Annotated in this window: 19 protein-coding genes and 1 riboswitch; of the genes, 10 read left to right on the top strand and 9 right to left on the bottom strand. The window is 69.7% G+C overall.

The genetic code is table 11. From position 1 onward, the window contains the following. Positions 1–64: 64 nt before the first annotated feature. The gene (locus tag MJ605_RS01875) at positions 65–1,312 is read left to right on the top strand and encodes a polyhydroxyalkanoate depolymerase (RefSeq protein ID WP_243039158.1); all 1,248 of its coding nucleotides are present in this window, start codon (positions 65–67) and stop codon (positions 1,310–1,312) included. Positions 1,313–1,411: 99 nt separating this feature from the next. On the opposite strand, the gene ltaE is transcribed toward MJ605_RS01875, so the two are convergent. Then, complete coding sequence (gene ltaE / locus MJ605_RS01870) at positions 1,412–2,431, bottom strand: low-specificity L-threonine aldolase (RefSeq protein ID WP_243039157.1); 1,020 nt, start codon at positions 2,429–2,431, stop codon at positions 1,412–1,414. 152 nt (positions 2,432–2,583) lie between these two features. Here ltaE and MJ605_RS01865 point away from each other — a divergent pair, with 152 nt between their 5' ends. After that, complete coding sequence (locus tag MJ605_RS01865; protein ID WP_243039156.1) at positions 2,584–4,329, top strand: glucan ABC transporter ATP-binding protein/ permease; 1,746 nt, start codon at positions 2,584–2,586, stop codon at positions 4,327–4,329. Between the two features lie 235 nt (positions 4,330–4,564). Here the strand turns inward: MJ605_RS01865 and lptG are convergent, their stop codons facing one another. Continuing rightward, entirely contained in the window at positions 4,565–5,665 is a 1,101-nt protein-coding gene (gene lptG, locus MJ605_RS01860; RefSeq protein WP_243039155.1) for an LPS export ABC transporter permease LptG, read from the bottom strand. Then, complete coding sequence (lptF, locus tag MJ605_RS01855) at positions 5,665–6,771, bottom strand: LPS export ABC transporter permease LptF (RefSeq protein ID WP_243039154.1); 1,107 nt, start codon at positions 6,769–6,771, stop codon at positions 5,665–5,667. Before lptF ends, lptG begins: the two co-directional genes overlap by 1 nt. 206 nt (positions 6,772–6,977) lie before the next feature. Here lptF and MJ605_RS01850 point away from each other — a divergent pair, with 206 nt between their 5' ends. Both MJ605_RS01850 and MJ605_RS01845 read left to right on the top strand, forming a co-directional pair. After that, a complete protein-coding gene (locus MJ605_RS01850; protein WP_243039153.1) occupies positions 6,978–8,465 on the top strand; it encodes a leucyl aminopeptidase in 1,488 nt (495 codons plus the stop codon). A gap of 72 nt (positions 8,466–8,537) precedes the next feature. Continuing rightward, positions 8,538–8,960, top strand: a complete 423-nt coding sequence (locus MJ605_RS01845) for a DNA polymerase III subunit chi (RefSeq protein ID WP_243039152.1) — start codon at positions 8,538–8,540, stop codon at positions 8,958–8,960. Positions 8,961–9,046: 86 nt separating this feature from the next. Here the strand turns inward: MJ605_RS01845 and MJ605_RS01840 are convergent, their stop codons facing one another. Further along, on the bottom strand, positions 9,047–12,598 hold the full coding sequence (locus tag MJ605_RS01840) for a hybrid sensor histidine kinase/response regulator (RefSeq protein ID WP_243039151.1): 3,552 nt from the start codon (positions 12,596–12,598) through the stop codon (positions 9,047–9,049). 207 nt (positions 12,599–12,805) lie between these two features. Between MJ605_RS01840 and MJ605_RS01835 the strand changes: the two genes are divergently transcribed. The 3 genes from MJ605_RS01835 to MJ605_RS01825 are packed head-to-tail and all read left to right on the top strand — an operon-like array spanning position 12,806 to position 14,519. After that, a complete protein-coding gene (locus MJ605_RS01835; RefSeq protein WP_243039150.1) occupies positions 12,806–13,390 on the top strand; it encodes a YceI family protein in 585 nt (194 codons plus the stop codon). Further along, complete coding sequence (locus MJ605_RS01830) at positions 13,387–13,968, top strand: cytochrome b (protein WP_243039149.1); 582 nt, start codon at positions 13,387–13,389, stop codon at positions 13,966–13,968. The genes MJ605_RS01835 and MJ605_RS01830 overlap by 4 nt, the downstream gene beginning before the upstream one ends. After that, a complete protein-coding gene (locus MJ605_RS01825; protein WP_243039148.1) occupies positions 13,965–14,519 on the top strand; it encodes a YceI family protein in 555 nt (184 codons plus the stop codon). The genes MJ605_RS01830 and MJ605_RS01825 overlap by 4 nt, the downstream gene beginning before the upstream one ends. Positions 14,520–14,600: 81 nt before the next feature. Here the strand turns inward: MJ605_RS01825 and MJ605_RS01820 are convergent, their stop codons facing one another. Next, complete coding sequence (locus tag MJ605_RS01820; RefSeq protein ID WP_243039147.1) at positions 14,601–14,846, bottom strand: glutaredoxin family protein; 246 nt, start codon at positions 14,844–14,846, stop codon at positions 14,601–14,603. A gap of 92 nt (positions 14,847–14,938) precedes the next feature. Here MJ605_RS01820 and MJ605_RS01815 point away from each other — a divergent pair, with 92 nt between their 5' ends. Next, on the top strand, positions 14,939–16,321 hold the full coding sequence (locus MJ605_RS01815) for an L-serine ammonia-lyase (protein ID WP_243039146.1): 1,383 nt from the start codon (positions 14,939–14,941) through the stop codon (positions 16,319–16,321). A gap of 24 nt (positions 16,322–16,345) precedes the next feature. On the opposite strand, the gene MJ605_RS01810 is transcribed toward MJ605_RS01815, so the two are convergent. After that, entirely contained in the window at positions 16,346–17,338 is a 993-nt protein-coding gene (locus MJ605_RS01810) for a tetratricopeptide repeat protein (protein ID WP_243039145.1), read from the bottom strand. A gap of 205 nt (positions 17,339–17,543) precedes the next feature. Between MJ605_RS01810 and MJ605_RS01805 the strand changes: the two genes are divergently transcribed. Next, positions 17,544–19,151, top strand: coding sequence for an APC family permease (locus MJ605_RS01805; RefSeq protein ID WP_243039144.1), 1,608 nt, complete (start codon positions 17,544–17,546; stop codon positions 19,149–19,151). A 68-nt stretch (positions 19,152–19,219) separates the two neighbouring features. Here MJ605_RS01805 and MJ605_RS01800 read toward each other — a convergent pair whose 3' ends face one another. From MJ605_RS01800 to metX, 3 genes are read right to left on the bottom strand one after another with little or no spacing between them, the layout of a single operon-like run. Beyond that, the gene (locus MJ605_RS01800) at positions 19,220–20,302 is read right to left on the bottom strand and encodes a homoserine dehydrogenase family protein (protein ID WP_243039143.1); all 1,083 of its coding nucleotides are present in this window, start codon (positions 20,300–20,302) and stop codon (positions 19,220–19,222) included. After that, the gene (gene metB, locus MJ605_RS01795; protein ID WP_243039142.1) at positions 20,299–21,507 is read right to left on the bottom strand and encodes a cystathionine gamma-synthase; all 1,209 of its coding nucleotides are present in this window, start codon (positions 21,505–21,507) and stop codon (positions 20,299–20,301) included. The genes MJ605_RS01800 and metB overlap by 4 nt, the downstream gene beginning before the upstream one ends. Before the next feature lie 38 nt (positions 21,508–21,545). Continuing rightward, a complete protein-coding gene (gene metX, locus MJ605_RS01790) occupies positions 21,546–22,574 on the bottom strand; it encodes a homoserine O-succinyltransferase MetX (protein WP_243039141.1) in 1,029 nt (342 codons plus the stop codon). An 86-nt stretch (positions 22,575–22,660) separates the two neighbouring features. Further along, positions 22,661–22,776: riboswitch (SAM riboswitch) on the bottom strand. A 203-nt stretch (positions 22,777–22,979) separates the two neighbouring features. Here metX and MJ605_RS01785 point away from each other — a divergent pair. Continuing rightward, positions 22,980–23,336, top strand: coding sequence for a DUF1304 domain-containing protein (locus tag MJ605_RS01785; RefSeq protein ID WP_243039140.1), 357 nt, complete (start codon positions 22,980–22,982; stop codon positions 23,334–23,336). Positions 23,337–23,365 lie beyond the last annotated feature (29 nt).

Below are 23,365 nucleotides of genomic sequence, written 5' to 3'. Positions count from 1 at the left end.
CCGCAACACGCCGCCAACAAACCGAGTAAGATATCGCCTCTCCGATGCTTCCGGTTTGTCCTACATGCTCTATCAGATCCATGAGTGGCAACGTGCCGTCCTCGGCCCACTGAGCCATTACGCCGAAGCCAGCGCGAAGATGTTCAGCGACCTCTCCAGCCCGTTCTCGCGGGTACCGGGAGCCCAGCGCATGGCGGCCGGCTACGAGCTGCTGCACCGCCTCGGCAAGGACTACGAGAAGCCCGCCTTCAACCTCCAGCAGGTCACCGCGCACGGGCAGGAAATCGCCGTGATCGAGCGCGTGGTGCTGGACATGCCGTTCTGCCAGCTCAAGCGCTTCAAGCGCTTCAGCGACGATCCGGAGATCATCGAGCGGCTGAAGAACGATCCGGTCGTGCTGGTGGTGGCGCCGCTGTCGGGCCATCACGCCACCCTGCTGCGCGACACCGTGCGCACCCTGCTCAACGACCACAAGGTCTACATCACCGACTGGGTCGACGCGCGCATGGTGCCGGCCAGCGAGGGCGCGTTCCACCTGGACGACTACGTGGCGTACATCCAGGCATTCATCCGCCATATCGGCGCCAAAAGCGTCCACGTCATCTCGGTCTGCCAGCCGACGGTGCCGGTGCTGGCCGCGGTATCGCTGATGGCCGCGCACGGCGAGGACACTCCGCTCAGCATGACCATGATGGGCGGCCCGATCGAGCCGCGCAGCAACCCCACCGGCGTCAACAACCTGGCCACCACGCACCCGCTGAGCTGGTTCAAGAGCAACGTGATCCATACCGTGCCGCTGAACTACCCGGGCCGCGGCCGCGAGGTCTACCCCGGCTTCCTGCAGCACGCGGGATTCATCGCGATGAACCCCGGCCGGCACGTCAATTCGCACTGGGACTTCTATGAGAACCTGCTGCGCGGCGACCAGGAAGACGCCGAGGCGCACCGCAAGTTCTACGACGAGTACAACGCGGTGCTCGACATGCCGGCCGAGTTCTACCTGGACACCATCTCCACCGTGTTCCAGCAGTTCCTGCTGCCGCGCGGCCTGTGGGACGTGTTCGGCGAACGCGTACGTCCCGCGGCGATCACCGACACCGCCCTGCTCACCATCGAGGGCGAGCTCGACGACATCGCTGGCCTGGGCCAGACCGAAGCCGCGCACGACCTGTGCAGCGGCATCCCTTCCAACCGCCGCGCGCACCACGTGGTGCAGGGCGCGGGCCACTACGGCATCTTCAGCGGCCGGCGCTGGCGCGAGAAGGTGTACCCGCAGGTGCGGGAGTTCATCCGCAAGGCGGAGAAGAGGTAAGTCACCTCGTTGGGAGGGGGCCTCCCGCTCTTCGCTCGTCATCCCGGCCCTTGCCCCCTTTTGTGGGGTGCGCCGGGATGACGCGCAAAAGAGTCGCTCTCATCTCCCCCCGAAGAACTCCCTGAACGCCTCCACCGTCCGGACCACCCCTTCGTCATCCACGTCCAGATGCGTCACCAGCCGCAACGTCGGCAAATAGCCGATGCTGATGCGCACCCCCGCCTCGCGCAAATGGACGTCCAATTCACGCAGGCGGTCGGCCGGTACGTCGATGAACACCATGTTGGTGAACTGGCCCAGCAGCCTGATGCCGGGGATGTCTGCCAGGCCGGCCGCCAGCGTCGCGGCGCGGGCATGGTCGTCGGCCAGGCGGGCCACGTGATGGTCCAGTGCATGGTTCGCGGCGGCGGCCAGCAGGCCGGCCTGGCGCCAGCCGCCGCCGGCGACCTTACGCCAGCGGCGGGCCTTGTCGATCAGCGCCGCCGAGCCCACCAGCACCGAGCCGACCGGCGCGCCCAGGCCCTTGGACAGGCACACCGAGACGCTGTCGAAATGGCGGGCGATCTCGCGCGCCGCCACCCCGCTGGCGATGGCGGCGTTGAACAGGCGCGCGCCGTCCAGGTGCAGGCCCAGGCCGCGCTCGCGGGCGAAGTCGTGGGCGGCCTTGAGGTAGTCCAGCGGCAGCACGCGGCCGTGCCAGGTGTTCTCCAGCGCCAGCAGGCGGGTGCGGGCGAAATGCGGGTCGACCGGCTTGATCGCGGCGGCCAGCCTGTCCAGCGGCAGCGTGCCGTCGGCGTCGTGCGGGATCGGCTGCGGCTGGATCGAGCCCAGCACCGCCGCGCCGCCGCCCTCGAACTTGTAGGTGTGCGCGTCGGCGCCGACCAGGTACTCATCGCCGCGCTCGCAATGCGACATCAGCGCCAGCAGGTTCGATTGCGTGCCGGTGGGCACGAACAGCGCGGCCTCGAAGCCCAGCTCGTCGGCCAGGCGCCGCTGCAGCGCGTTGACGGTGGGATCCTCGCCGTACACGTCGTCGCCCACGGGCGCATCCAGCATGGCCGCGCGCATGGCGGTGGTGGGACGGGTGACGGTGTCGCTGCGCAGGTCGATCGGTTCCACGGGGCTCGCTCACGAAGGAAAACAGGCCCGCAGCTTGCGCGCCGGACCTCGCCGCCGCAAGCCTCCTCCACTGCCCGGCGACACCGGCATCGGCTAGCCTCTGTGGCCAGGAGCGGACGTCGAGACGGCCGCTTGCCACAAGGAGCCTAGGCATGTCGTTCCTGCGCCTGTACCTGCGCGTCATCGGGCTGCTCGCGCCCGAGCGGAAGCTGGCGATCACGCTGGCGCTGGCCAACCTCGCGCTGGCCGGCGTGTTCTTCCTGGAGCCGGTGCTGTTCGGCCGGGTGGTGGACGCGCTGTCCGGCAGCGGGCGCCGGGCACCCCGGCTGATCGCGTTGTGGGCGGGCGTGGGTTTCGCCGGCGTGCTGGCCAACGTGTGGGTGTCGCTGCATGCCGACCGGCTGGCGCACCGGCGGCGCCTGGCGGCCATCGCGCTGTTCTTCGAGCACGCCGCGTCGATGCCCTTGTCGTTCCATGGCGAGTACCACACGGGACGGCTGTCGCGCATCATGAACGTGGGCGTGGGCAACCTGTTCAACCTGTGGTTGAGCTTCTTCCGCGAACATCTCGCCACGCTGCTGTCGATCGTGGTGATGGTGCCGGTGGCGCTGGCGCTGAACTGGAAGCTGGCGTTGCTGATGATCGCCCTGCTGGTGTGCTTCTCGGTGTTCAACGCGGTGGCGGTGCGGCGCACGCACCGGGCCCAGGGCGAGGTGGAGGAGCTGCACCAGGAAATCGCCACGCGCGCCGGCGACGTGTTCGGCAACGTGACGGTGGTGCAGAGCTTCACCCGGCTGGCCGCCGAGTCACGCGCGCTGCGCGAGCTGATGACGCGCACGCTGGACGCGCAATACCCGGTGCTGCGCGGCTGGGCGATCCTCTCGGTGCTCAACCGCGCGGCAAGTACGCTGACCATCGTGGCGATCTTCGCGGTGGGCGCGGCGCTGCATGCGCGCGGGGAAATCAGCGTGGGCGGCATCGTCAGCTTCGTGGGCTTCTCGATGCTGCTGATCGGCCGGCTGGAGCAGTTCGCCACCTTCCTCTCCAACCTGTTCTTCCAGTCGCAGTCGCTGCGCGATTTCTTCACCGTGCTGGACCGCAAGGCGGAGATCGAGGACCGCCCCGGCGCCATCGAACTGCCGCGCGTGCGCGGCGAGGTGGTGTTCAAGCACGTCAGCTTCGGCTACGACCCGGTGCAGCCCGCCCTGCACGACCTGAATTTCCGCGCCGCGCCGGGCAGCACCATCGCCCTGGTGGGACCGACCGGCGCCGGCAAGAGCACGGCGCTGAGCCTGCTCTACCGCGCCTACGACCCCAGCGCCGGCCGCGTCACCATCGACGGCCACGACGTGCGCGAGGTGACGCTGGAATCGCTGCGCAGGAACATCGGCGTGGTGTTCCAGGACGCGGGCATGTTCTACCGCTCGATCCTGGAAAACCTGCGCGTGGGCAACCCGGAGGCGGACGACGCGGCCATCGCCTCGGCCGTGGCGGCGGCGGAAGCGGCGGCCTTCATCGCGCGCAAGCCGGAAGGACTGGAAACCCTGGTGGCCGAGCGCGGCCGCTCGTTGTCGGGCGGCGAGCGCCAGCGCCTGGCGATCGCGCGCGCCATGCTCAAGGACGCGCCGATCCTGATCCTGGACGAGGCCACCAGCGCGCTGGACAACGCCACCGAGGCGCGCATCCAGCGCGCGCTCGACCGGCTCACCGTGGGCCGCACCACCTTCGTGATCGCGCACCGCCTGTCCACCGTGCGCCATGCCGACCTGATCCTCGTGCTGGACCAGGGCCGACTGGTGGAACAGGGCAAGTTCGAGGACTTGATCCGCCAGGGCGGGTTGTTTGCGCAGCTGGCGGAGGAAGGGAAGTTCGTGGCGGATGCGGAGGAGGATGGCTGATCCCCGCTTTTTTCCTGTGGGAGCGCACCCTGTGCGCGACTGGCGGTGAGCCTGGGGGCGGGAGATGGGTAGTGGGGGCGCAAAAACCCACTTCTGTCGCAACATGCAGGCTGGCCTCGGGTGGCCGGACTTGGCGCCCCCGCTACCCATCCCCCGCCCCCTAATGGCACCGCAGTCGCGCACAGGGTGCGCTCCCACAACAAAACTCCCACAAAGGGGAAAGGGCAGCGGCTCGCTACCCGTTCTTCCTGAAATACAGCCAGGCGATCACCGCCAGGATCACCGCGGGCAGCAGGTTGGCCACCAGCGGCGGCACGCCGTACACGGTGCCGAAGTTCACCATCGCCTTCTGCAGGAAGTACCAGCCGATCGCCAGCAGCATGCCGATGAACATGCGCTTGCCCAGGCCGCCCGAGCGCAGCGTGCCGAACGAGAACGGCATCGCCAGTAGCACCAGCACCAGCACGTTGAGCGGATACAGCGCGCGCCCCCAGAACGCCGACTCGTACACGCCGGGGTTCTGCCCGTTCTGCTCCAGGTAGGCGATGTTGCGGCGCAGGTCGCGCATCGGCAGGTACTGCGGCTGGATCACCGACTGCTCAAGCACCTGCGGATTGAGCTTGGAATCCCAGCGCTGGCTGGCCGTCGTGGTGGAGTGCGTGCCCTTCTCGTCCAGCGTTGTGCTGCGCACGTTCTGCATCACCCACTGGCGGCCGTCGTGCTCGGCTGTCTTGGCCCAGTCGAAGCGGGTCACCTGGCCGTCCGGAGTGAGCGCGAACACGCGCACGTCGTGCAGTTGCACGGTGGTGTGCGTCTCGGTGCGCTTGGCCGTCCAGCCCTTGGCGTTGATGACCAGGTTGCCGTCGCGCGCCCACAGGCCGGAAGCGCCGCCCAGGCCCACGTTGTTGGATTTCAGCCGCAGCTGCATCGCCTGCGCCTGCTGGTCGCCCCAGGGCGCCGCGGTCTCGCCGAGGATCACCACGCCGACCATCAGGATGGCCACCACGCCCACCGCCGAGGCGGCGATGCGCAGCTTGGACAGGCCGCACGCGCGCAGCGCGGTCAGCTCGTTGGTGGAAGCCAGGCCGCCCAGGCCCAGCAGGCCGCCGATCAGCGCGGCATTGCCGAACATCTCGTACAGACGTCGCGGGAAGGTCACCAGCACGTACACCACCGCGTTGGTCACGGTGTAGCCGTTCTTGCCGACATTGCCGAGTTGGCGCAGGAACTGGAACACCGCGTCCAGGCCGGTAATCACCAGCCACACCATCAGCATGGAACCGAGCACGGTGACGCCGACCAGCCAGTCGACGCGGCGGATGCGCAAGGCAGCCATCAGGCACCGGCCTTGCGCGGCTTGCGCGCGGTGTACTGGTTCTGGAACATGCGGGCGGCGACGCCGAACACGAGCAGGGTCACGATCCACATCGGGAACGAGTGGTGCCAATGGCCCTTGATGATCTGGCCGCGGCAGATCGCCAGCAGCAGGTAGTAGCCATAGAAGGTCAGCACCGCGAGGAAGAAGCGGCCGAAGCGCGGCTCGCGGGGGCTCTGGCGCGACAGCGGCAGGGCCAGCGCCAGCAGCACCAGGGTCATCGCCGGCGAGATGGTGCGCCAGGCGAACTCGGCGCGCGTGTCGGGATTGTCGGTCTTCAGCAACTGCGCCAGGGTCAGCGAGTGCGCGGGATCCTCGTTGTCGTCGTCGGACTGGATGCTGTCCAGCGAGGCGTCGTTGCGTTCGTACTGCATCTTGCGCCAGTTGTCCGCGCCCAGCGGGATGTCGTACTGGAAGCCGTCCCACAACGCCAGGAAGCGCCCGCTGCCGTCGGTTTCCTGGTAGAGCTGGCCATGCTTGCCGGTCACCAGCTTGATGTGCGGCACGTTGTCTCGGCCGATGCGCTCGGTGGCGATGAAGGTATTGCCCAGCGTGCTGCCGTCGCGGCTCAGCGCGTCGACGAAGATGATGCCGCCCTTGCCGGGCAGCTCGGTGAAGCGGCCCGCGTCGAGGCCGGCCGCGATCACCGAGCGGTTGGCCGCGGCCACCAGTTGGTCGGAGGTGCGCGCGGCCCAGGGGCCCAGCCACAGCGACACGGCGCCCACCAGGATCGCCACCGCCACCGACAGTATCGACACCGGGCGCAGCAGGCCCTTGGCGCCCATGCCGGAGGACGCCAGCACATGCATCTCGCTCTCGCGATACATGCGGCCCAGCGCGCTCAGCACGCCCAGGAAGGCCGACAGCGGCAGCAGCGTGGACAGGCCGTCGAGCATGTTCAGGCCCAGCACCTGGAACATCACGCTGGCCGGGAAGCTGCCGTTGGCCACCTGCTGCAGCACGTGCGCGAACGAGGTGCCGGCCATGATCGCCAGCAGCACGATGGCGGTGGCCGCCACGGTCTGCGCCAGCTCGCGCAGGAAATAACGATCGAGGATGCTCAGCACCGGTCCTCACGCACGCAAAGGCCCGCGCGGCACACTGGCGCGCGGAGGGGAAAATGGCCGTGAAGTGTAAGCGCTCTCGCCCCGCTCATGGGGACAGGTCCTCGACATGCGATAAGATGAAGGGCTTGGCGCCGCCCCCATCGGGAACCGGCAAACCCCAAGTCTAGCCTGTCCGGGCCTGCCCGGACCTTTCCGCAGGACACGACATGACTCTCCAGTTCAGCCTTGGCTCCGCCGCTCCCGAAACCGTCGACACCCCCTGCGTGGTGGTCGGCGTCTACGAGAACGGCGTACTCACCAGCGCCGCCGCCCGCGTGGACACCGCGGCGCATGGCGCGATCAAGCGCCAGGTGGAAAGCGGCGACATCACCGGCAAGGCCGGCAGCACCGCGCTGCTGTACGCGCCCGAGGGCGTCGCGGCCAGGCGCGTGCTGGTGGTCGGACTGGGAACGCAGAAGAGCTTCGATGGTGCACGCTATCAGAAGGTCAACATCGAGGCCGCGCGCGCGCTGGGCCGCCTGCCGATCGACGGCGCGGTGTCCTACCTGACCGAGGTGGACGTGCCGGGACAGGACGCCGCCTGGCGCGTGCGCACCGCCGCCCTCGCCGCCGACCACGCGGCCTATCGCTACACCGCCACTTTCAAGCCGCGCGAGAAGCCCGCGCAGCCGGAGCTGGCCAGCCTCGCCTTCGCTGCCGGCGAGGACGCCCAGGCCGGTCTCGCCCAGGCCGTGGCCATCGCCGCGGGCGTGCGCTTCGCCCGCGACCTGGCCAACCTGCCGCCCAACATCTGCAACCCCGCCTACATCGCCAGCCAGGCCGAGCAGTTCGCCGCGCAGCACGACAAGGTGGATTGCACCGTGCTCGACCACGAGACCATGGGCGAGCTGGGCTTCGGCTCGCTGCTCGCGGTGGGCCGCGGTTCGGCCAACAAGCCCAAGCTGGTGATCCTGCAGTACAAGGGCGGCGCCGAGGACGAGAGGCCCTACGCCTTCGTCGGCAAGGGCATCACCTTCGACACCGGCGGCATCAGCCTCAAGCCCGGCCCGGGCATGGAGGAGATGAAGTTCGACATGGGCGGCGCCGCCGGCGTGCTCGGCGGCTTCGTCGCCACGGTGAAGCTGGGCCTGCCGGTGAACCTGGTGTGCGTGGTGCCGGCGGTGGAGAACATGCCCGACGGCGACAGCTATCGCCCGGGCGACGTGCTGACCAGCTTGTCCGGCCTCACCATCGAGGTGCTCAACACCGACGCGGAAGGCCGCCTGATCCTGTGCGATGCGCTGACCTACACCGCGCGCACCTTCCAGCCGCAGGTGCTGATCGACGCTGCCACGCTCACCGGCGCCTGCGTGGTCGCGCTGGGCAAGCACGCCAGCGGCCTGATGAGCAAGCACGACGACCTCGCCGCCGAACTGCTCGCCGCTGGTGAGCACACGCTCGACCGCGCCTGGCGCCTGCCGCTGTGGGACGACTACCAGGCGCAGCTGGAATCGGGCTTCGCCGACGTGGCCAACATCGGCGGCAAGAACGCCGGCGCGATCACCGCGGGCTGCTTCCTGGCGCGCTTCACCGAAGGCCAGCGCTGGGCGCACCTGGACATCGCCGGCACCGCCTGGGACGAAGGCCGCAAGGGCCTGGCCACCGGCCGCCCGGTGCCGTTGCTGGTGCAGTGGCTGATCGACCGGACGGTGTAATCGACACGTCGCGCCACACCCACGCCGTCATTCCGGTGCAGGCCGGAATGACGACCATCGAAGGCTTCCGCCATGCCCCGCGCCGACTTCTACCTGATCGACAAGCCGCGCTTCCGCGAACAGCCGCTGCTGCTGGTGTGCGAGCTGGCCAAGCGCGCGTTCGCCGCGCAGCAGCCCACGCTGGTGCTGGCACGCGACTTCGCCCAGGCGGAGGCGATCGACGAGCTGTTGTGGGAGTTCGACCAGGACGGCTTCATCTCGCACCAGTTGGCCGGCGACGACGATGACGAACACACCGCCGTGCTGATCGCGCCGCCCGGCATCGAGACGGCGGACCGGCCGCTGGTAATCAACCTGCGCGAGGCCTGCGCCCCTGGCCGCTACGACCGCGTACTGGAAGTGGTGGCGGCCGACCCCGGCGAACGCACCGGCTCGCGCACGCGCTGGACCGAATACAGGCAGCGCGGCTTCGAGGTTAACAAGTTCGATATGTGAGGCGCCGCCGTTGTGGGAGCGCACCCTGTGCGCGACAGGGATGCTTGCCCCCCCCTTCGTCACCCGGTCGCGCACAAGGTGCGCTCCTACAGAACAGCTTCGTCGATCCGCGCCGCGAGCCGTTCGTTGATCGCATCCAGCAGTTGCTCGCCGGTCAGCGGCTTGCGCAGGAAGCCGTCCATGCCCGCCTCGCGCGCCTGCGCTTCCTCGTCGCCGCCCGAACGCGCGGTGATCGCCACGATCGGCACGCGCTGGCCCGGCTCCTCGCGCTGGCGGATCAGCCGCGCGATCTGGAAACCGTCGATGCCCGGCAGGTCCAGGTCCAGCAGGATCACGTCGCAGGGCGCCTGCGCCAGTTCCGCCAGCGCGGCCAGGCCATTGCCCACGTAGCGCACCTCATGGCCGGCGCGTTCGAGCAGGCCGCGGATCACCGCCGCGACGATAGCGTCGTCCTCCACCAGCAGCACGCTCAGGCAGCGGCCGGCCGCGCCCTCGCCGAGCAGGCTGGCCGAAGCGGCGGGCTCCTGCGCTAGCGACAAGGGCAGGCGCACGTGGAAGCTGCTGCCGAAAGCCACCTTCGATTCCAGCTCGATGCTGCCGCCCATCATCGCCACCAGTTCGCGGCAGATGGCCAGTCCCAGCCCGCTGCCGGCGCGCCGCTGCGGGCCGGTGACCTGCTCGAAGCGCTGGAACAGCCGCGCCTGGCTGGCCTCGGGAATGCCCGGGCCGGTGTCGATGACGCTCAGGCGCAGGCCGTCTTCGGTGCGCCGCACGCGCAGGGTGACGCCGCCGTGCTCGGTGAACTTCAAGGCGTTGTTGGCCAGGTTCAGCAGCACCTGCTTGATGCGCACCGCATCGCCGACCATGCGCGGCGGCAGGTCGGCGGCGATGTCCAGCTCGAAGCGCAGTCCCTTGGCGCGCGCCTGCCCGCGTTCGAGTTGGGCCACGTCCTCGACCAGCGCGCGCGGATCGAATGGCACGCTCTCCAGCTCCAGCCGGCCGGCCTCGATGCGCGCCAGGTCCAGCGCATCGTTGAGCAGCTTCAGCAGCATGCCGCCCGAACGCTGCATGGCCTCGGCGTAGTCGCGCTGCATGCCGTTCAATGGCGTGCTGAGCAGCAGCTCGGCCATGCCCATCACGCCGGTCATCGGCGTGCGGATCTCATGGCTGAGCGTGGCGAGGAATTGCGTCTTGGCCGCGCTGGCCTGCTCGGCCAGGCGGCTGCGCTGTTCGACCAGCTGGATCTGGTGGCGTTGCGCCAGGCGCCGCCGCCACGCCTGCAGCGCCAGCCACAGCAGCGTCGCCGCCAGCAGCACGTAGCCGCACCACGCCCACCAACGCAGCCACGGCGGCGCCTGCACGTGGATCGCCAGCGGCCGGGCGATCTGCACCTGGTGGCCGTCGGCATCCGCGCCCATCACGTCCAGCGTGTAGTCGCCATGGGCCAGCCCGGTGAGGTCGCGCGTGCCGCGATTGCCGGTGTCCACCCAGCCGGTGTCCACGCCGCGCAGGTGGAAGCGATAGCGGTTGGCGGACGGATCGATATACGAGGATACCCGCGCCTCGACGCTGAGCCCGCTGTCGCGCCAGCCCAGGAACACCTCGCCGGAGGCGGGCGCCGGCAGATCCTGCACGATGCCCCGGCGACGCACGGTGAGCTGGGTGATCGCCACCGGCGGCGCCGCGGTGCTCTCGTCGGGATGGTCGGGATGGAAGCCCATCACGCCGCCCAGCGTGGGTGCATAGATGACGCCGTTGAGCGCGCGGCTGTAGCCGCGCATGAACTCGCCGTTGCTGAGGCCATCCTGCAGGCCCAGTTCGCGGAAATGCCCGTCGGCCGGGTCGTAGCGCCACAGGCCGTCGCGGCCGAAGATCCATACGCGCCGATGGCCATCCACCACCAGGTCGACCACGTTGATGGAAGGCCAGCCATGCGACGCATCGACCTTGCGGTCGAGCCGCAGGCCGTCGCCGTCGTAGCGGTAGTGCTCCAGGCCGTCGGGACGCGCCATCCACAGGCCGTCCCCGGTGAAGTCGAAGGCGTCCACGGCCTGGCTGTTGTCCACCCCCGGCACCGGCTCGAAGGAAGTGCGACTGGCGTCCAGGCGCAACATGCCGCCGTCGCTGGCGTACCAGAACACGCCATGCCGCAAGGTGATCTGGCTGCCCCAGCGCGCCCGCTCCTGGGCCGGGCGAAACGGCACCGGCGTGACCGCCAGGGTGTCCTGGTCCACGCGGAACAGGCCTTCGCCGAAGGTGCGCGCGTACAGCTCGCCATCGGGCCCGAGTTCCACTTCCAGCGGATGCTTCATGCCCTGCTCGGCGCCCGCCACCTTGTCCAGCTTGCCGTGGTCGTAGCGGAACAGTGCGCCCTGGGTGGTGATCCACAGGCGCTCCTGCTGGTCCTGGGTCAGGGCCACCACGTCGCCGCGCAGGCCCGACACCACGTGCTCGACCTTGCCCGTGGCCGGCCACAGGCGGTCCACGCGGCCGCTGCGCTGGCCCACCCACACTGTGCCGTCGCTGCCGCGCGCCACCGAATAGGCCACCGAGTCGCGCAGGCTGGCCTCGTCGTCGGGAATGTGGGTGAAGCGGCTGACGGTGTTCCAGCCCGGGGCGAGGTAGCCCACGCCGCCGTCGAACAGCGCGATCCACAGCCCGCCCTCGTGGTCGGGCTGGATCTGCCAGACCCAGGTGCCCGGCAGGTTGCCGTACAGCACGGGCTGGTTGGTCACCGGCTGCACCGGCGCGCCATCCTTTTCCTGCAGGAACAGGCCGCGCTGGGTGCCGATCCACAGCCGGCCGGCGCGGTCGCGCATGCTGCTGAGCACATTGGTGTCGGGCAGCTCGTTGCGCCCGACCTGGTGCGCGACACCGTCATCGCGCACCACGAACAGCCCATGCGAGGAGGCGATGCGCACTTCGCCGGCATCGCCCTCGATGCGCCAGGCATCCAGCACGGCATCGGGCGGGTCCGCCTTGATGGGCTGGAAGCCGCCGGATGCATCGCGCCGGAAAACGCCGTTGTCGCTGCCGACCCAGAGCCGCCCGTGCGCGTCCACGTACAGCGCGCCGACCGTGCCCAGGGCCGCGGGGTCGCCGCCGGTCACCGCCACGTGGTCGAAGCCGCGTCCATCGGCGCGCATGCGGTCCAGGCCCGTCGCGGTGCCTACCCACAGCGTGCCATCGCCATCCTGCGCGGCCGACCACACCTTGTCGCTGCCCAGGCTCGACGGATCGTCGGGATCGTGCTTCCAATGGCGGAACGTGCCGGTGTGCTCGTCGTAGCGGTTGAGCCCCGCTTCCAGGCCGCCGGCCCACAAGTGGCCGCCGCGATCGAACAGCAGGGTGGCGATGCCGTTGTTCGACAGCGACTGCGGATCGCCCGCGACATGGCGGAACACCTTGAAGTCCACGCCGTCATAGCGCGCGATGCCGCTCTTGGTACCGAACCACATGGCGCCGTCCGGCGCCTGCACCACGGTGTAGACGCTGCTGCTCGGCAGGCCGTCGGCGGTGCCGTAGCGGCGGAATTGCGGCGTGGGCAGCGGCGCGGCAGGCGGGGGCGCGGCGGGCGTGGCGACCGCCGTGGGCATGCCCGCAAGCAGGAAGGCACTGAACAGCAAGGACGACAGCATGATCTCCCCCGAGAGGGCTCCGATGATGCCAGAGGCGCCGGGCCAGCACGAGCGCCCGCCATGTTTCACGCCGATGACGGCCGCCCCCCCCGGCGGCTAGATGCCCGGCCGGGAAACAATCCGTTTCCGCGCACGGCGCTGGCGCCACTCCCACGGATCGTCCAGACTCTCGGGATGCCTACGCCACGCCTGACAAGCCGGCTCGCGATGCTCCTGGCGCTCGCCCTGCCGCCGTTCGCCGCGCTGGCGGCACCCGCCGCCTACCGCTACGACACCACCCACAGCCAGATCGTCTTCAGCATCGACCACGACGGCTTCTCGCGCCCATTCGGCCGGCTGCACGTCGCCCGTGGCTGGCTGCGCTTCGATCCGGACGACTGGAGCCAGTCCGCCACCGAGCTGGACATCGACCTGGCCAGCCTGGACATGGGCGACAAAGACTGGAACGCCGCAGTGCTCAAGCCCGCGTTCCTGGATGCGGGCACGTCGCGCTACGCGCATTTCGCCAGCACCTCGGTGGAACGCAAGGACGACACGCACGGCGTGCTGCACGGCAATCTCACCCTGCGCGGCATCACGCGCGCGGTGGACCTGCCGTTCACGCTCAACCGCCGTGGCGGCACCATCTACGGCATGCATACCGTCGCCGGCTTCTCGGCCACCGCCATGCTCCGCCGCGACGACTTCGGCATCACCGCCAATGCCAACTCCATCGGCCACGACGTCAGCGTGTGGCTGGAACTGGAAGCCATCCAGGACGACAAGGCCCAAGACAACAAGGAGTCGCCATGAGCCTGCGCAGCACGACCCGCCGGTGGGGCGCGGTCGCCAAGTTCCTCCACTGGACCACCGCCCTGCTCATCATCGGCAACGGCATCTTCGGCCTGCTGCACGACCTGGCCAGCACGCCGATGCAGAAGATCAGCTGGCTGGCCCTGCACAAGTCGATCGGCCTCACCGTGCTGGCCCTGCTGCTGCTGCGCCTGCTGTGGCGCCTGGCCGACCGCAAGCCCGCCGACGAGCCCGCGCCGCGCTGGCAGCAACGGGCCGCGCATGCCGTGCACGGCCTCCTCTACCTGCTGATCGCCGCGCTGCCGTTGAGCGGCTGGTGGTTCAACTCGGTCACCGGCAAGCCGCTGCAGTTCTTCAAGCTGTTCAACCTGCCGGCGCTGGCCGCGGCCAACCCGGACCTGCGCCATCTCTCGCACAGCATCCACGAGAACCTGTTCTGGTTCCTGGTACTGGTACTGGTGCTGCACGTCGGCGGCGCGCTCAAGCACCACCTGCTCGACCGCGACGATACCCTGCTGCGCATGCTTCCCTTCCGCCGGCTGCGCAGCGACTCCCCCTCCCAAGGAGAACGCCGATGAAACGCCTCACGCTCGCCTTCCCGCTGATGTTCGCCCTCGCCCTGCCCGGCCTGGCCGGCGCCGCCGACTACGCGGTGCAGCCTGGCAGCAGGCTCGGCTTCACCAGCAGTTTCCAGGGCCAGTCCTTCGACGGCAGCTTCGGCCAGTGGACCGCCGCGATCAGCTACGACGCGGCCAAGCTCGCCGCCTCCAGGTTCGACGTCGAGGTGGACCTGGCCAGCGTGAAAACCGGCGACAGCGACCGCGACGGCGCGCTGCCCGGAGCGGATTTCTTCGACGTGGCGAAATATCCCAAGGCCCACTTCGTCACCACCGGCTTCCGCCAGAACGGCGCCCAGGTCGTGGCCGACGGCAACCTCACGCTGCGCGGCGTGACCAAGCCGGTCAGCCTCGACGTGACCTTCAAGCCGCAGGGCAGCGGCGCCACGCTGGACGTGGCCGGCTCGGTGAAGCGCCTGGACTTCGGCGTGGGCGGCGGCGAATACGCCGACACCTCGGTGATCGGCGCGGACGTGAAGATCAACGCGCACCTGGTGCTCAGCGCCAAGTAGGCTCCCTTCCTTATCCCTTGTGGGAACGCACCCTGTGCGCGACCAGCCCATCAAGAGCTTTCCCAGGTCACGCGCAGGGCGCTACAAGGGAAGATCTTCGCCCAGGAAGGCCCGGACGGCGCCGGCGTCGAACGGCCAGTCCAGTTCGCGGCCGTCGGTGGTGTCACGCAGCACGGGGACGCGCGCACCGTAGCGCGCCTCCAGCGCCGCGTCGTCGTCCACCCACACGCTGTCGAAGTCCGGCGCGCGCGCCTCGGCCATCACGGCCAGGGCCTGGTCGCACAGGTGGCAGTAGTCCCGCTGGTAAAGCATGAATCGCGTCGGCATGGCGGCGCACGATATCACGCTGCGGCGCGGCAAATTTCATCGCGCGGGCCGCGTAGAATAGATGGTTCTCCCCGCCCCTTTCGCGTGTCTCCATGGCTGTCAGCGTTTTCGACCTGTTCAAGATCGGCATCGGTCCGTCCTCCTCGCATACCGTGGGCCCGATGCGCGCCGCATCGCGCTTCGCCGAGCGCTGGCTGGAGGAGAAAGGCGTACTCGACCGCGTGGTGCGCGTACGCGCCGAGCTGTACGGCTCGCTGGCCATGACCGGCCGTGGCCACGGCACCGACAAGGCCGTGCTGCTGGGCTTCGAGGGCGCGCATCCGGACACGGTCGATCCCGACCGCATTCCCGAGACGCTCTCGCGCATCCGCGCCACTCATCGGCTGCGCCTGCTGGGCACGCACGAGATCGACTTCGACGAGAAGCGCGACCTGGTATTCAACAAGCGCCAGAAGCTGCCGTTCCATACCAACGGCATGCGCTTTTCCGCCTACGACGCCGAAGGCCATGAACTGGCCACGCGCGATTACTACTCGGTCGGCGGCGGCTTCGTGGTGAACCACGACGAGGCGGCCGAGGACCGCATCGTGGCCGATACCACCGAGCTGCCCTACGCCTTCTCCACCGGCGACCAGTTGCTGGAACTGTGCCGGAAGCACCACCTTTCCATCGCCCAGCTGATGATGGAGAACGAAAAGGTATGGCGCAGCGAGGCCGAAGTGCGCGCCGGCCTGCTGGCCATCTGGAAGGCCATGCAGGATTGCGTCAACCGCGGCCTGCGCTCGCCCGGCGTGCTGCCCGGCGGCCTCAAGGTGGCGCGCCGCGCGCCGCAGATGGCCGAGGACCTGCGCGCCCAGCCCGAGGCCGCGCTGAAGGATCCGCTGACCATTCTCGATTGGGTGAACCTCTACGCGCTGGCGGTCAACGAGGAGAACGCCACCGGCGGCCGCGTGGTCACCGCGCCCACCAACGGCGCGGCGGGCATCGTGCCGGCGGTGCTGCACTACTACCACCGCTTCTGCCCGAAGTCGGACGAGAACGGCGTGGTCGAGTTCCTGCTCACCGCCGGCGCCATCGGCATCCTCTACAAGGAGAACGCCTCCATCTCCGGCGCCGAGGTGGGTTGCCAGGGCGAAGTGGGCGTGGCCTGCTCGATGGCCGCGGGCGGACTCACCGCCGCGCTGGGCGGCAACGTGCTGCAAGTGGAGAACGCCGCCGAGATCGGCATGGAACACAACCTCGGCCTGACCTGCGACCCGATCGGCGGCCTGGTGCAGATTCCCTGCATCGAGCGCAACGCGATGGCCTCGGTGAAGGCCATCAACGCCAGCCGCATGGCGCTCAAGAGCGACGGCAAGCACCGCGTGTCGCTGGACAAGGTGATCGCCACCATGCGCGACACCGGCCGCGACATGAAGGACAAATACAAGGAAACCTCGCGCGGCGGCCTCGCCGTCAACGTGATCGAGTGCTAGCGGCCGGGCTGGGGAACGGGCGCGTCAGCTGGAAGGCATGGCGAGTCTGGCGCTGTCGGCGTCCACTCGCGCCTTGAGCTGGTCCAACTGGGCCGGCGTGAGCCTGGCGGCCGCCTGGGAAAGATAGTCGCCGGCGCTCTTGAGCTGCTGCTGGCTGTCCATGCGCTGGGCCAGGGCGATCTGGTACCAGCCTTCGGCGGGATCCGCCGCCACGCCGGCGCCGGTGACATAGGCCACGCCCAGGGCGAAGTGCCCCAGCATGTCGTCGCTGGCCATCGCCTGGCGCGCCAGCGCCACGCCGCGCGGCGCATCCACCGTCACGCCGTCGCGGCCGGTAATCAGGAAGTAGGCCAGCGTCCCCGCCGCCCGCGCACTGCCCGCGTCGGCCGCGCGCTGCATCCAGCGCACGGCGGCGGCCGGGTCCTGGCGGCCGAACAGGCCCGAGACGTAGAACTGGCCCAACGACAGCTGCGCGTCCGGGTCCCCTTTCTGCGCGGCAAGCAGCAGCCAGTGCTCGCCGGCCGGGATGTCCTTGGGCAGGCCCATCTCGCCTGACAGCCGTGCCATCGCCACGATTTCCATGCCCTTGGGCGCCCCTTTGTCGGCGGCTCGCTGGGCCCATTGCAGGGCTTCCTGCGTGCCGCCGGTGCTGAGCAGGGCCACGGCCAGCACCGCCATATGGTCGGGATTGCCGTCGGCGGCCACGCTCTTGCGCATCCAGTCGATCGCCGCCGGGACGTCCCGTCCGATGCCGGTGCCGGCCATATAGGCGCCGCCCAGCAGCCACGCGCCCTCGGCGTCGCCGGCCTGTGCCGCCTTGCGGTACCACGCGGTGCCGGCGGCCTGGTCCGCCGGCTTGCCATCACCCTGGAGCAGCCGCCCCAGGGCGACCTGGGCCGATGCATCGCCCGCGCCGGCGCGCTGTTCCAGGGCGGCGCGCGAGCCGTCGTCCGCGCTGGCCGCTGCCGTCGAGGCCAGCCACAGGACAAGGGTCAACCACGGCGCGGCACGAGCCATGAGGGCCATCTCGGCGTGAGGTGGGCCGATACTAGCGCCCCTGCCGGACCGCGCCAATGCGGCGATCGGCCGAGGCTTTTCGTCGGCGATTCAAGCACCTGCCCGGTCCGCCCGGGCCCCGCCCGTGACGCCCGGCAGGCTGACAGCGCCATGACCGGTCTGTCATCATCCGACTCTTGTGCCTTCGATCCACCTGGGGACCTGCATGTCTCATTCTCCCATCCGCCGCGATGTCGGCCCGTTCGCCCTCATGCTCACCGGCCTGGGTTCCATCATCGGCTCCGGCTGGCTGTTCGGCGCCTGGCGCGCGGCGGGCCTGGCCGGGCCAGGCGCAGTCTGGGCGTGGGTGCTCGGCGCGGCGATCATCATGACCATCGCGCTGACCTACGCGGAGCTGGGCGCGATGTTCCCCGAGTCGGGCGGTATGGTGCGCTACAGCCACTACTCGCATGGCTCGCTGGTCGGCTTCATCGGCGCCTGGGCCAACTGGATCGCCATCGTCTCGGTGATCCCGGTGGAGGCCGAGGCCTCGGTACAGTACATGGCCTCCTGGCCGTGGCAGTGGGCGCAGAACCTGTACGTGCACATGGCTGACGGCCACGGCGAGCTGACCCAGCCGGGCCTGGCCATCGCCGCGGTGCTGGTAATCATCTACTTCCTGCTCAACTTCTGGAGCGTGAAGCTGTTCGCGCGCTCCAACACCGCCATCACCGTGTTCAAGCTGGTGGTGCCGGCCGCCACCGGCCTGGCCCTGATCGCCAGCGGCTTCCACACCGGCAACTTCTCGGTGGGCATACACGGTGACGCACACGCGATCGACTTCGCCGCCGTGCTCACCGCAGTGGCCACCGCCGGCATCGTGTTCAGCTTCAATGGATTCCAGAGCCCGGTGAACCTCGCCGGCGAGGCGCACAACCCGGGCAAGAGCATCCCGTTCGCGGTGATCGGCTCGATCGTGCTGGCCACCATCGTGTACGTGATCCTGCAGATGGCCTACCTCGGCGCGGTGCCGCCGGAGATGCTGGCCAAGGCCGGCTGGCACGGCATCGACTTCCGCTCGCCGTTCGCCGAGCTGGCCATCATCGTCAACCTGCACTGGCTGGCCATGCTGCTGTACGTGGACGCCTTCATCAGCCCCAGCGGCACCGGCATGACCTATACCGCCACCACCGCCCGCATGATCTACGGCATGGAGCGCAATGGCACCATGCCCCGGATCCTCGGCCGCATCCATCCGAAGTGGGGCGTGCCGCGCCCGGCGATGTGGTTCAACCTGGCGGTGTCGTTCCTGTTCCTGTTCTTCTTCCGCGGCTGGGGCACGCTGGCGGCGGTGATCTCGGTGGCCACCATCATCTCCTACCTCACCGGCCCGGTCAGCGCGATGACACTGCGCCGCACCGCGCCGGAGATGCATCGCCCGCTGCGCATCAAGGGCCTGCCCATTCTCGCCGGCGTCGCCTTCATCATGGCGACCGAACTGCTGTACTGGGCGACCTGGCCGCTCACTGGCGAGATCATCGTACTGATGGTCGTGGCCCTGCCGGTGTACCTGTACTACCAGGCCCGCGCCGGCTGGCACGATTTCGGCCGCCAGCTCAAGGGCGCGCTGTGGCTGATCTGCTACCTGCCCGCCATCGCGGCGGTGTCGTGGGCCGGCAGCGCGCAGTTCAACGGCCACAACTACCTGCCCTACGGCTGGGACCTGGCGGTGGTCGCCGTGTTCGGCCTGGTGTTCTACCTCTGGGGCGTGAAGTCCGGCTGGCGCACGCCGTCGGTGGAGGAAGCGCTGGCGAATCCGACGCCACATCATTGAACCGGCGCAAGCCCTGAAAGCAAAAAACGCGCGGTGGCGAGCCGCGCGTTTTTTATTGGGCGACACGCTCACGCCAGCGCCAGCACATCCCCCAACAGCGCCTGCGCGGTCACTTCCGGGCCGGCGCCCGGTCCCTGGATCACCAGCGGCTGCGTGTTGTAGCGGGTGGTGCTGAAGGCGAACTGGTTGTCGGTGCCGTACAGGCGCGTGGCCGGATGGTTGGCCGGCACTTCGACCAGGCCCACGCGCGCGCGGCCTCGCTGGTTGAGGCGGGCCAGGAAGCGCAGCGCGCCACCACGGGCCTTCGCCTCGGCGAACCGCGCCGCCAGCGGTTCGTCCAGTTCCTCCAGGCGAGCCAGGAAAGTCTCCAGGTCCACACCGCGCAGGCTTTCCGGTACCAGGCTTTCCACTTCCACCTCGTCCGGACGCAGGGCGAAGCCGGCGCAGCGCGCCAGGATCAGCAGCTTGCGCGCCACGTCCTCGCCGGACAGGTCCGAGCGCGGGTCCGGCTCGGTATAGCCAAGCTCGCGCGCGCGGCGCAACAGCACGGAAAACGGCTGGCTGCCGTCGTACTGGTTGAACAGATAGGAGAGCGAACCGGAGAACACGCCTTCCAGCGTGAGCAGCGCGTCGCCGCAATGGCGCAGGCGGCGCAGCGTGGAGATCACCGGCAGGCCCGCGCCCACCGTGGCCGAGTCGCCATAGCGGCCGCCCTGCGCCAGCGCGGCCTGCAGGGCGCGCCAGCCTGCAAGGTCGCCGCCTGCCAGCGACTTGTTGGCGGTGACCACGTGGTAGCCGCGCCCCAGCCATTCGGCGTGGCGCGAGGCCAGCGTGCCGCAGGCGGTGGCATCGACGATCACCTTGACCAGGGCCTCATTGGCATCGAGCGCGGCAAGCAGCGCGGCATCGTCGCGCATGTCGCCGTGGCTCTTGAGCTTCTCGCGCAGGGCACGGTCGGCCAGGTGCTCGGCACGCGTCTGCTGCCGCCGCGAGTTGGCGGCGCCGACCAGCCGGATCGAGGCGGCGGCCGGCGTGTTGAGCAGCTTGAGGAAGGCACCGCCGACCACGCCGGTGCCCAACAGCACCGCGGCGATGGGCGACGCCAGCGGCTTCGCTACGGGGGCGGACTCCGCCGCCAGCACCGCGCTCATGCGCTCACCCGGCGTTTGGCCTCGGACACCGCCTCGGCGCGCGCCAGCGCGGCGTCGAGGTCGCGCAGCAGGTCGTCGCCGTCCTCGATGCCCACCGACAGGCGCAGCAGGCTGTCGGCGATGCCGGCCACGCGGCGCGCTTCCGGCGCCATCGAGGCATGCGTCATCGAGGCGGGATGCGCGACCAGGCTCTCCACCCCGCCCAGCGATTCGGCCAGGGAGAAATAGGCCAGGCCATCGATGAAGGCCTCGATCTGCGGCACGTCGCCTTCCAGCTCGAAACTGAGCATGGCGCCGAAACCCAGTTGCTGGCGCGCCGCCAGCGCGTGGCCGGCATGGCTGGCCAGGCCCGGGTAGTAGACCTTGCGCACGGCCGCATGGCCGTCCAGGCGCTCGGCGATGCGCACGGCGTTCTCCTGGTGCTGGCGCAGGCGCACGCTCAGTGTGCGCAAGCCACGCAGGGTGAGGAAACTGTCGAACGGCGCGCCGGTGAGGCCGTTGCAGTTGCCCCACCACTTGATCTGTTCGGCCACCGCCGGGTCGCGCGCCACCACCGCGCCGCCGACCACGTCGCTGTGGCCGTTGATGTACTTGGTGGTCGAATGCACCACCACGTCCGCGCCCAGCGCCAGCGGCTGCTGCAGCGCGGGCGAGAGGAAGGTGTTGTCCACCACCAGCAGCGCGCCCGCCGCATGGGCAGCCTGCGCCACGTGGCGGATGTCGGTGATGCGCAGCAGTGGATTCGAGGGCGTCTCCACCCACACCAGCGACGGCTTGAGCGCGAGCCCCTCGGCCAGCGCGTGGCTGTTGGTGAGGTCGACGAAGCGCACCTGGAAACGCCCCTTCTTCGCCCAGGCGTCGAGCAGGCGCCAGGTGCCGCCATAGCAGTCGTGCGCGGCCAGCACCAGCGAGCCGGCGGGCACCAGTTCCAGCGCCAGCGCCACCGCCGCCATGCCGCTGGCCGTCACCACCGCGCCCGCGCCCTGCTCCAGCTCGGCCAGCGCCTCGCCCAGCAGGTCGCGCGTGGGGTTGCCGCTGCGCGAGTAGTCGTAGGCGCGCTTGTTGCCGAAGCCGGCGAAGGCATAGTTGGTGGACAGGTGCAGCGGCGGCACCACGGCGCCGTGCTGGGTGTCCGATTCGATGCCGGCGCGCACGGCGCGGGTGCTGGTGCCCGTGGGGGCGTGGGAGGCGGGGGTGTCGCTCATGGTGGATCTCCGTGCGTGCGGCTTTTCTTGGTATCGGGTCAACAGCCGGCCAGCGCGTCGCGCAGCAGCGGCGCCAGGCGGTCGGTTTCCTTGAGGAAGGCGTCGTGGCCGTAGGGCGACTCGACCACTTCCAGCGTGGCCGGGCCATGCAGGCGGCGCTGCAGCTCGCACAGGTCGGCCAGCGGCACCAGGCGGTCGGACGGGAAGCCAATCAGCGTGGCGGGCGCGGCAACCCGCTCGGGCGTCACGTCGTGCAGGTCGATCGATTCGGACAGCGCCAGGAAGCGCTCCACGTCGAAGCGCTCGACGAAGCGGCGGCCGGCGTGCTCGAGATAGTCCTCGACCGGGAAATGGAAGCGGCCGTCGCGGAACTCCGGCGCGGCGTTGAAGCGGCGGGCGAATTCCTCGCTGCCGCGGTAGGTGGTCATGGCGAGCTGGCGGGCCAGCGCCAGCGCCTGCTCGGGCTGGCCGCACTCCAGGCCAAGCCGCACGATGCCGCGCTGCACCGAGCGCTGCGCGGTGGCCAGCGGATGCGGCCGGTGCGCGCCGGCCAGCAGCACCAGGCGATCCAGCGCGTACGGGTGGCGGGCGGCGAAGGCCAGCGCGGCCATGGCACCGTAGGAGGAACCGACGAAAGCATGCACGCGGCCGATGCCCAGCGATTCCACCAGGGCGGCCAGTGCGTCGGCCTGGTCCTCGCTGGACACCGCCTGCGCGCCGCCGAGGTCGGCCGGGGTCAGCCAGTCAATGGAGAGCACGCGGTAGCGGTCCAGGTCCAGCGGCAGGCCCGCTCCCACCAGCGCCTGCCACCAGCCGGCGGCGACCTCGCCATCCAGCGACACCACGTCGCGACTGGCCGAGATACCGCCCTGCACGATCACCGTGGGCGCGTCCGGCGCACCGCACCACAGGTAGCGCACGTCCACCTCGCAGGGAGCGCTGCCGTACTTGGGGGTGAGCGTCAGGCGGCGGGCGCAGCGCTGGGTGGTCAGGTCCGGCCGCATGGCCCCGATGGCCGCGACGGGGGCGGACACGGCGGGCGGAACGGGTTGCGGCTGGCTGGACATCTTGGCTCTTCTCCGGTCGGGCATCGACCTGCGGACCGGAGGGAGGGAGCGACGCACGGCCGGCGGACGCGGGCGGTGCGGATCTACCCTCATCTCGCGGGAGCGCCATTCGGCGCCGCCGCAGGAATTGGCACCGTTGCGGAAGATTCCGCAGGTTGCCCCGGCTTCAAAGGGCCTGTCCCTCCGCCGGTCTCGATGAGTGGCGGAAAGACTAGCGACCATCGCATGCACCTGTCAATAGACGTCTAAACGTCTAGGCGTATAGAGCCCGCAAAATCGGGACGGAACCGGCCGATCCGCCCGCAGGACCCCGCCTGCCGTCCCGCCGGAATGGGCTCGCCGCAGGGTTTGCGGCCGATCGCGTCGACTGCGACACTTCGCCTCCCTCGTCCGGGATCGATGCCCATGCCCCTGGTTGCCCACGCCGTTGTCGCCCTGATCGCCCTCCTGCACCTGTGGTTCCTGGTGCTGGAGATGTTCCTGTGGACCCGCCCCTCGGGCCGGCGCGCCTTCGATCTCAGCCAGGAGTTCGCCGAGCAGTCCCGGGTACTGGCGGCCAACCAGGGGCTCTACAATGGCTTCCTGGCCGCCGGCCTGCTGTGGGGCCTGTGGCTGGGCGCCGAGGGCCGGGCGGTCATCCTGTTCTTCCTGGGCTGCATCCTGGTGGCCGGCCTGTTCGGCGGCCTGACCGCCACCCGCAAGGTGCTGTGGGTGCAGGCCCTGCCGGCCCTGCTCGGCATCGCGCTGGTGCTGCTGGCCTGAGTACCATGGCTACCCTCTCGGGACATCGG

The sequence above is a fragment of the Dyella sedimenti genome (genome assembly GCF_022760995.1).
Classification (GTDB): Bacteria; Pseudomonadota; Gammaproteobacteria; order Xanthomonadales; family Rhodanobacteraceae; genus Dyella; species Dyella sedimenti.
The sequence above is the reverse complement of the archived record's forward strand: the minus strand, read 5'-3'. Positions and strand labels throughout refer to the sequence as shown.